Here is an 8,122-nt window from a genome sequence, read left to right as displayed (position 1 = left end):
ACCCCTTGCCGAACCCGGTTTGAAGGCCCCCAGGCTCCTACGGACCCGGGTCTTTGGGGGAGTCATCAACGAGTACCGCTACGCATCCTGAGCTGTGACAACGAGTTTTCGAGCCCCACAGGTCGTGCCGAGAACGTGGACGTAGCGGCTGCCGACCTCCAACACGAACAACACGCAGATCCGCTGGAGGGTGACCGCGCGGTCGACGTGGAAGAAGTCGCACGCCAGCATCGTCGAGGCCTGCGTGCGCAGGAACTGCGGCCAGGTCGTATCGGTACACCGGTCCGGTGCGGGAGGTATGCGCGCCTGCTTCGGGATTCGCCGGATCGTCGAGGAACCGACCCGGTGTCCAAGTTTGAGCAGCTCGCCCTGGATCCTCTTGTAGCCCCACTTGTGGTTCTCGGTGGCCATCCGTTCGATCAGCCTGGTAATCGCCTTATCGACGGTCGGACGGCCGACCCGATGTGGGTAGGTCCATTTCGCGGCGACCAGGCGTCGGTGCCAGCGCAGGATCGTTGCGGGGGTGACCAACCTGTGCAGCCGTAGCCCCGTGGGCAGCAGGCGGACCAACGCGGCGACCACGGCCCGGTCGGCCCAGTCGAGGCGAGGTTTCGGGTTGCCTCTGCGCAGCACGGTGACCTCGTGGCGAAGCACCAGCAACTCGACGTCCTTCGACGCCGACGAGCGACCGAGCAACACCAGCAGGCCCACCAGCCTCAGGAAGATCAGATAGAGCAGACGCAGCACCACGGATGGCGATCATGCCCTGCCCGGCACGTGTCCGTTGCCCCAGGTCGGACGCGTGAACCGACTTCTGGAAGCCCACAGGTGCCCGTGCCCGCTGATGTCCCGGCCGACTTGTTCGGGGAGGGCTTTCTGATCGCGGCACCGAGTATCCACGATGATTTGGTCGCTCTGCTCACCCGGGGTTGAGGTGACGCGCCCCGGCGTGCTGTGGTGAGTGACACTCGCAAAGAAGCGTTGGAAACACGCTAGGGTGGGGAAACGTGACCGACAGTGACGCCATTGCCTTCGACGACGCGAGGTTCTACTCGATCCCGATGACGACCCGGTTCCGGGGCATCACGACCCGGGAGGGGGCATTGCTGCGGGGCCCGAACGGGTGGGGGGAGTTTTGCCCGTTCGACGACTACGACGACGCCGTGGCCGCGACTTGGCTGGGTACCGCGGTGGAGCAATGCACTCTCGGCTGGCCGGCGCCGGTGCGGGACCGGATCCCGATCAACTGCACGGTGCCGGCGGTCGGGCCGGAACAGGCGCACGAGATCGTGGCCAACTCGGGCTGCGGCACGGCGAAGGTGAAGGTTGCCGACCATCCGGACTCGCTGGGCGAGGACATGGCCCGGCTGGAGGCGGCCCGCGACGCGCTGGGCCCGAACGGCAAGGTGCGAGTCGACGCGAACGCGGTATGGGACGTGGACACTGCGATCCGGCATATCCAACAGTTGGAACGGGCGGCCGGCGGCCTGGAGTACGTGGAGCAGCCATGCCGGACGATCGCGGAGCTGGCGGCGGTGCGGCGCAAGGTGGACGTGCGGATCGCGGCCGACGAGTCGATCCGCCGGGCCGAGGATCCGCTCAAGGTGGCGGTGGCCGGCGCGGCCGACGTCGCGGTGATCAAGTGCACCCCACTGGGCGGTGTCCGGCGCGCGATGCGGGTCGCGGAGGCGGCGGGCCTGCCGGTGGTGGTCTCCTCGGCCCTGGAGACCAGCGTCGGTCTGGCCGCGCAGCTGGCGCTGGCCGCCGCACTGCCGGAGCTGGATTTTGCCTGCGGCCTGGGCACTCTGTCGCTGTTGACGGGTGACGTCGTGGCCGCGGACGAGTCGTTCCGGGTGGTCGACGGCCACCTCCCGGCGCCGGTCAAGGCGCCGACGCCGAACCCGGAGCTACTTGACCGCTACGCGATGACCGACCCGGAACGGCTGTCCTGGTGGCGGGACCGCGTTTCCCGCGTCCGAGCTGTGCTCGACGAAGCCTGACTACGCCAGCGAGTCCCGGATTCGCCTGGTCACGGGGGTGTGCTCGGGGACGGGGTCGTGGCCGGGCAGCCGGTGCAGCATCAGCGTGGCCAGGATCTCGGCCTCCTGCTCCTGGTCGTCGGTGTAACCGGTGCGGTGCAACACCTCCCGCACCAGCCGCGGGTCCAAGCCGGGAAATAGGGTGTCGATGCTGGTGTCGTCGAGCACGCCGCGGTGGCCGCAGATCATGTGGCCGAGCTCGTGGGCGATGATGTGTTCCTGGTGCGGCGTGGAGGTGTTCGCGTCGTACACGATGAAGTCCGCCTCGCCGACGGCGAGCCAGCAGCCGGAGGGCGCGGTAGCGCCGAGCGTGGCTGGGAGCAGATGGATGGGCCGTCCCCGGCGCTGGGAGAGCTGGGCGCGGATCCGGTGGAGGTCCCCCAGCGCCAGCCCGGCCAGCCGCGCGGAGCACCGCCTGTGTAGTCGCCGGAGTGTCCGGCGCTGCCGCAGGTTCATTGGTCGTTCTCGTCGTCGACGGGTGGCAGCCCGCGCTGGCGGCGGATCTGGTCCAGCACGGCGGTGATCGCCTCCAGGCTGTCCTGCGGCAGACCGATCGCCCGGAGCGCGATGCCCTGCACGCCGGCCTGCCGAAGTTGGTCCAGCAGGGCCAGCTGGCAGTCGACCTGCTCGGCGTATTCGGCGTCGACGAAGTACGCGGGCGACACGCCGAAGAACTTGGCCAGCGCGGCCTGCAGCTCCGGCGACGGTCGTGTCCGCCGGCCCTTGCGCAGGGCCGACAGGTACGACCCGCTCACACGGAGCTCGGGGTCCGTCTGCTTGATGGCCTCGGCGACTTCGTCGTTGGTCCAGTGGCGGTTGCCCGGCATGCTGAACCGGAACAGCGAGTCCAGTCGTGTGGCCAGCACTGGGTCTCCGGGGTCGGTCATGCGTCGAGATTAGCGGAGTGGACTGACAGTCGAGAAGGATCGCCCTCGGTGCCTATCTGGTTGACTTGTAGTGATCGATTGGGTAGTCCTGGTGGTGTGGGCTCAACTGTTGGTCGAGCGTGACGGACGGTGGAGGACCAGTCGACACTGGGGGCGGCGGCCGGCACGGCCGCAGCCGAGTCGACGGCGTCCGGGCCGGCACGACGGCTGGCCGAACTGCGCAAACCGGCACGAGACGACGGCCGCAGTCAGGGGCGCGCCGCGGTACGCGTGCCGTCGCCACAGCCGCGGCCCACCAGTTCCGGTGTGATCGAAGACGACGGACGGGGCGCCGCAGTCGCGCCCGCGCCCGGCCAATGGGGGATATCGAGTGAATCGGTTTGACAGCACGGTCTCCGCGGCCGACGCCGCGGAGCCGGATGACCATCGCCTACGCGCGGCGGCGTACCTCGATCGGACCGATGTGGTCCTCGTTCCGGTCGGCGCGCTGCTGCCGCCGGACTCGCCCCGGCTCGACGGCGAGAGCGAGGAGCACGCCCGTGTGCTGGCCGAGTCGCAGGCCGATCTGCCGCCGATCTTCGTGCAGCGCGGCACGATGCGCGTGATCGACGGCGCGCACCGGCTGAGGGCGGCGATGCTGCGCGGTGAGCGGGAGATCGGCGTCTGCTTCTACGACGGTGACGACGAGGATGCCTTTGTCCTCGCTGTCGAATCCAACATCGCGCACGGACTGCCGCTCTCGCTCGCTGACCGGACGGCGGCGGCCGCCCGTATCATCGCCGCTCGCCCGCAGTGGTCGGACCGCGCGATCGCCCGCAGCACGGGCCTTGCGCCGAACACCGTCGCGGGCATCCGGCGGCGTGCAACCGCGCAGAGTGCGCAGTTGCACGCCCGGGTCGGCCGTGACGGTCGGTCCCGGCCGGTCAACGGCGCCAGCGGTCGGAAGCTGGCTGGCGAACTGATCGCGGTCAATCCGGAGGCGTCGCTGCGGGAGATCGCCAAGGTCGCCGGCATCTCGGTTGGCACGGCGCGGGACGTGCGGGACCGGGTGCGTCGGGGCGAGGATGTCCTGCCGCCCCGGCAACGGAGCCTGGAGAACCGCGGCGCGGTCGAGGTGAACGGGCGCAAGCCGACCGGCGAGCGGACGTCGACGTTGCAGAACCTGCGGCGGGATCCGTCGCTGCGGTTCACTGAGGCCGGCCGGTTCCTGTTGCGGCTGCTGGAAGTGAACAAAGCGGGCGTGGAGAGCCGGGAGCGGTTGGTGGACACGGTGCCGCCGCACTGCGCGAGCGCGGTCCTGGAGCTGGCCCGGGACTACGCCGCCGATTGGCAGGAGTTCGCGAGCCTCCTGGAGCGGCGACTCCGGGCCAGTGCGTGACATTCCGGGCCAGTGCGTGACATTCGGTCAGAGGTGAGGATCTGTCGTCTGGGAGTGGGCAGATCCTCACCGCGGTGCCGGCGCCGGCTCACGGCGCGGGGCCACCAGGATGGCGGCCGGCAGAGCGACGGCGGCGGCGAGCAGTCCGAGCGCGGAGACCGCGGTCCAGCCGCCGTCTTCCCACAGCTGCGCGCCGAATGCGGAACCGGCGGCAATGCCGAGGAACCGGGTGAAGAAGTACAGGGTGTTCAACCGGTTGTGGTGGGCGGCGTCCAGTCCGAACAGCACCGCCTGGTTCACCACCTGGTTGCCCCACACGCCGATGTCCAGCAGCACGGTGCCGATCACGAACCAGCCGATCCAGTGCGGGCCGACGGCCAGCGCTGTCCAGCCCAGCAGGACCAGGATGAGCAGCGTGAGCTGGCCCAGGCGGGGCCCGAACCGGTCGGTGAACCGACCGGCCATCGGCGATGTCAGCGCGCTGGCCGCGGCGACCAGCCCGAACAGGCCGACCACCGCCGGGCCGAGGCCGAACTCGTGCAGCAGCACGAACGAGAGCGTGTTCCAGAACGCGCCGAACGCGACGCCGACGACCACGCTCGCCGCGCACACGCCGAGCACGGTCTTGTTGCCCAGCAACAGCTTCGGCAACGTGCGGAGCAACGCCGGATAGCCGATGCGCGCCCGCGGCGGCGCGCTCGGCAACATCCGCAGCAGCATCACACCGACGATGACCATCATCGCCACCGAGCACCAGTACACCGCCCGCCAGCCGATGATCTGGCCGACCGCGCCGGCGTACGCCCGCGAGGCGAGCAACCCGACCAGCAGGCCGCCTTGCAGTATGCCGACCACGTGACCACTGCGTTCTCCGCCGGCCAGCGCGACCCCGAGCGGCAGCACGATCTGCGGGATCGGGGTGAGCAGGCCGATCGCGAAGCCGGCCGCGGCCAGCCAGCCCATCGACGGCGCGAGCGCGGCGGCGGCCAGCGCGAGCGTGGTGGCGGCCATCATGGCCAGGATCAGCGGCCGGCGGTTGCGGATGTCGCCGAGCGGCACTAGGAGCAGGATGCCGCCGGCGTAGCCGAGTTGGGTGGCGGTCGGCATGATGCCGGCCGCGCCCTCGCCGATCCGGAGATCGGCGGCGACCTGCCCGAGCACTGGCTGGATCAGGTAGATGTTGGACGAGGTGACGGCGCACGTGGCGGCCAGCACCGCGGTCAGACGACGAGTGAGCACGTGGCCTGAATTTACGGCGACAGACCGGGACCGGCCATGCCGCACGGGCCGGGCCCCGTCGAGATCGGGTCAGTCGACGAAGTACTTGCTCGGCGACACGCCCAGTTCGCGCCGGAACATGGCGCTGAAGGCGCTCGGGCTGTCGTAGCCGAGTTCGACGGCGATCAGCGCCACCGGCCGCCCCGCGGCCAGCATCCGTACCGCTGCCAGCAGACGGGCCTGCTGCCGCCACTGGCCCAGGCTGTAACCAGTGACGGCGCGAAATCTGCGGGCCAGCGTGCGGCGGCTCAGATAGCGGCTGTCGGCCCAGTCCTGGAGGGAGCGATCCTCGTGCGGGCAGCGCAGGATCTCCGCGCAGATGCCGGCCAGTTCGGGGTCGGCTGGCATCGGCAGTTGCAGCGCCGGGATGGCCGCCGGCCGCAGTTCGTCCCGTAGCAGCGCCATCACCCGGCCGTCACGGCTGTCCGGGTCGTAGTCGACGGGGATGCGGGTGGCGGCCTCGATCAGCTCGCGCAGCAGCGGGCTCACCGAGATCACCGTGCAGTGGTCGGGCAGTTCGCGGCAGTGGTTCGGGTCCAGGTAGAGGGTGCGCATGGTGACCACGCCGGCCACCCGCACCGAGTGCTCGACGCCGCCGGGCACCCATACCGCCCGGTGCGCCGGCACCACCCAGGTGCCGTGCGGCGTGCCGACCATCAGCGAACCGCTGGTGCCGTACACCAGTTGGGCCCGCCGGTGCCGGTGCGGCTCGATGAAGTGTGCGTCGGCCAGGTCACGGGCCATCGCCGCGATCGGGCCCGGGGTGTGCTGGTAATCGTCCCGATTCTCGCTCTTGTCGAACATTGTCCCCCTCCCGACAGTCCGCGGCACTCACGCGCAGCTACGCGCATTATTGTCATGGTATTCCACGGCTGTTTCGGTGCTTTGTCGGGTCGAATGCCGTCGGTTGCGCACGTCTCCGGCCTGGCAGTACGGTCGGTTCCGTAGAAATTTCCGTCATTGTTCAGGCCGCTGGTTAATTGTGCGGGTTTCGTTGAGCGCTCGCTTGGCTTGGGGGAGAAGAAACATGTCGAGGGTGGGACCTGTCACACGCGTCGCGGTGGTCGGGATGGGCGCGACCGGCGTCCTCACCTATGTCCACCTGGTCGACCACCTGCTCACCGCCGGCGTCGGCGCCGGCACCGAGATTCATCTGGTCGAGCGGTCCTCCCAGGTCGGGGCGGGGGTGGCGTACGGCACGCAGAGCGATGACCACCTGCTCAACATGCAGGCCGGCACGATGAGCGTCTTTCCGGACCGGCCGAACGATTTCGTCGATTGGCTCGGCGGGAAGCGAGACGCGGCCGCATACATCCCACGGCACCGGTTCGGTGAATATCTACGAGCCAGGTTGTCGGAAGCGATGTCACGAGCTGACGCCGCTGGCATCTCTACCGAGGTCGTGCGGTGCGAGGTGCGCGACTGCTATTTCGACGACAACGAAGTCCGGCTGGTCGCGACGGCGCCGTTGCCGCCATACGACTACGCTGTGCTCTGTGTCGGTGATCTGCCACCGACCACATACCAGGAACTACGTCCGCATCCCCGGTACGTGCACGATCCATGGCGTGCTGGCGCCGCGATGCCACCCGTGGGCGCGCGGGTCGGTGTGCTGGGCTCCAGCCTGACCGCGGTGGACGTGCTGCTGTCGCTGCGCTCGTCCGGGCACGAGGGCCCGGTCACGTGTTTCACCCGCAGCCGAGGCTTGCCCCGGGTGCAGCCAGCGGTGTTGCGGCCGCACCGGCTCCGGCACGTCACCGAGGAGAACCTGCTGCGGCTGACCGACGACGCCGGCCGCAAGCTCGGTCTGGCCGAGGTGGCCGGGCTGCTGCGGTCCGAACTCGGGTCCCTCGTGGACTGGCGTCGAGCCACCGGGCCCCGCCAGGGCGACCCGATTGCGTTGCTGCGTAGCGACATCGACGATGCCGTGCACGGTCGTGCCGGCTGGTACGACGTGCTCGACAGCACCTCGGAGCTGACTCCGTTGGTGTGGCACCACATGACCGACGCGGCGAAGACCGCGTTCCTGCGTCGGCTGCATTCCGGCTGGAGTGGCTGGCGGCATCCGATCCCGCTGGTCAACGCCCGGCGGATCGCGGACCTTGCCGAGCGGGGTCAACTCCGCGTGCGTCCACGCGTCCGGTCTGTGGCGCCGAACGCGGACGGCGGCTTCGACATCGCGCACCAGGTCGGCGACCGCGTGGGGACGACCACCGTCGATCACCTCGTCAACGCGACCGGGACCGGATTCAACCCCTGGCTGGTGGACTCGCCGCTGGTCAGGGCCATGACCCACGCCGGAAGGCTGCGGGCGCACCCGCTCGGCGGCGTGGACGTGGACTTCGCCACCCTGCGGGTCCGTGACGCCGCCGGCGGGCTGGCCGCTCGGGTGTTCTTCGTCGGCCCGCTGACCAGGGGCGTGCACTTCTACACCAACTCCGTGGAGACCAACTTGGTTAACGCCCGCGCGCTGACTGGACAGCTGGCCGCGGCGATGACCAAGCGCGTGCCCGCGCTGTCGGCCTGACCACCAACCGCAT

Annotated in this window: 8 protein-coding genes; 3 read left to right on the top strand and 5 right to left on the bottom strand. The window is 69.7% G+C overall.

Annotated features, from left to right (window positions below):
- Positions 1–78 precede the first annotated feature (78 nt).
- Positions 79–750: a helix-turn-helix domain-containing protein gene (locus BCF44_RS58380; RefSeq protein ID WP_116182219.1), complete on the bottom strand. Its 672-nt coding sequence runs from the start codon at positions 748–750 to the stop codon at positions 79–81.
- Between the two features lie 257 nt (positions 751–1,007).
- On the opposite strand from BCF44_RS58380, the gene BCF44_RS53045 reads away from it, so the two are divergent.
- Positions 1,008–2,000 carry an o-succinylbenzoate synthase gene (locus BCF44_RS53045; protein ID WP_281283275.1) on the top strand — a complete coding sequence of 331 codons (993 nt, stop codon included), beginning with the start codon at positions 1,008–1,010 and terminating at the stop codon, positions 1,998–2,000.
- On the opposite strand, the gene BCF44_RS53040 is transcribed toward BCF44_RS53045, so the two are convergent.
- Positions 2,001–2,495 (bottom strand): ImmA/IrrE family metallo-endopeptidase, encoded by a 495-nt coding sequence (locus tag BCF44_RS53040; protein WP_116182218.1) that lies wholly within the window; start codon positions 2,493–2,495, stop codon positions 2,001–2,003. It abuts the gene before it with no gap.
- Entirely contained in the window at positions 2,492–2,926 is a 435-nt protein-coding gene (locus tag BCF44_RS53035; RefSeq protein WP_116182217.1) for a helix-turn-helix domain-containing protein, read from the bottom strand. Before BCF44_RS53035 ends, BCF44_RS53040 begins: the two co-directional genes overlap by 4 nt.
- A 370-nt stretch (positions 2,927–3,296) precedes the next feature.
- Between BCF44_RS53035 and BCF44_RS53030 the strand changes: the two genes are divergently transcribed.
- The gene (locus BCF44_RS53030) at positions 3,297–4,304 is read left to right on the top strand and encodes a ParB/RepB/Spo0J family partition protein (RefSeq protein ID WP_246016317.1); all 1,008 of its coding nucleotides are present in this window, start codon (positions 3,297–3,299) and stop codon (positions 4,302–4,304) included.
- 66 nt (positions 4,305–4,370) lie between these two features.
- Here the strand turns inward: BCF44_RS53030 and BCF44_RS53025 are convergent, their stop codons facing one another.
- Positions 4,371–5,543 (bottom strand): MFS transporter, encoded by a 1,173-nt coding sequence (locus BCF44_RS53025; RefSeq protein WP_170218254.1) that lies wholly within the window; start codon positions 5,541–5,543, stop codon positions 4,371–4,373.
- A gap of 69 nt (positions 5,544–5,612) precedes the next feature.
- Positions 5,613–6,386: an AraC family transcriptional regulator gene (locus BCF44_RS53020; RefSeq protein ID WP_116182215.1), complete on the bottom strand. Its 774-nt coding sequence runs from the start codon at positions 6,384–6,386 to the stop codon at positions 5,613–5,615.
- Between the two features lie 232 nt (positions 6,387–6,618).
- Here BCF44_RS53020 and BCF44_RS53015 point away from each other — a divergent pair, with 232 nt between their 5' ends.
- Complete coding sequence (locus BCF44_RS53015) at positions 6,619–8,109, top strand: FAD/NAD(P)-binding protein (RefSeq protein WP_170218253.1); 1,491 nt, start codon at positions 6,619–6,621, stop codon at positions 8,107–8,109.
- The last annotated feature ends 13 nt before the right edge of the window (positions 8,110–8,122 follow it).

It is taken from the genome of Kutzneria buriramensis (assembly GCF_003387475.1).
Taxonomy (GTDB): domain Bacteria; phylum Actinomycetota; class Actinomycetes; order Mycobacteriales; family Pseudonocardiaceae; genus Kutzneria; species Kutzneria buriramensis.
This window is presented reverse-complemented; position numbering and strand designations above follow the sequence as displayed.

Excerpts from the sequence above, each read along its gene's own strand:
- BCF44_RS53040 (WP_116182218.1), bottom strand. The coding sequence starts at position 2,495 with ATGAACCTGCGGCAGCGCCGGACACTCCGGCGACTACACAGGCGGTGC.
- BCF44_RS53035 (WP_116182217.1), bottom strand. The coding sequence starts at position 2,926 with ATGACCGACCCCGGAGACCCAGTGCTGGCCACACGACTGGACTCGCTG.
- BCF44_RS53020 (WP_116182215.1), bottom strand. The coding sequence starts at position 6,386 with ATGTTCGACAAGAGCGAGAATCGGGACGATTACCAGCACACCCCGGGC.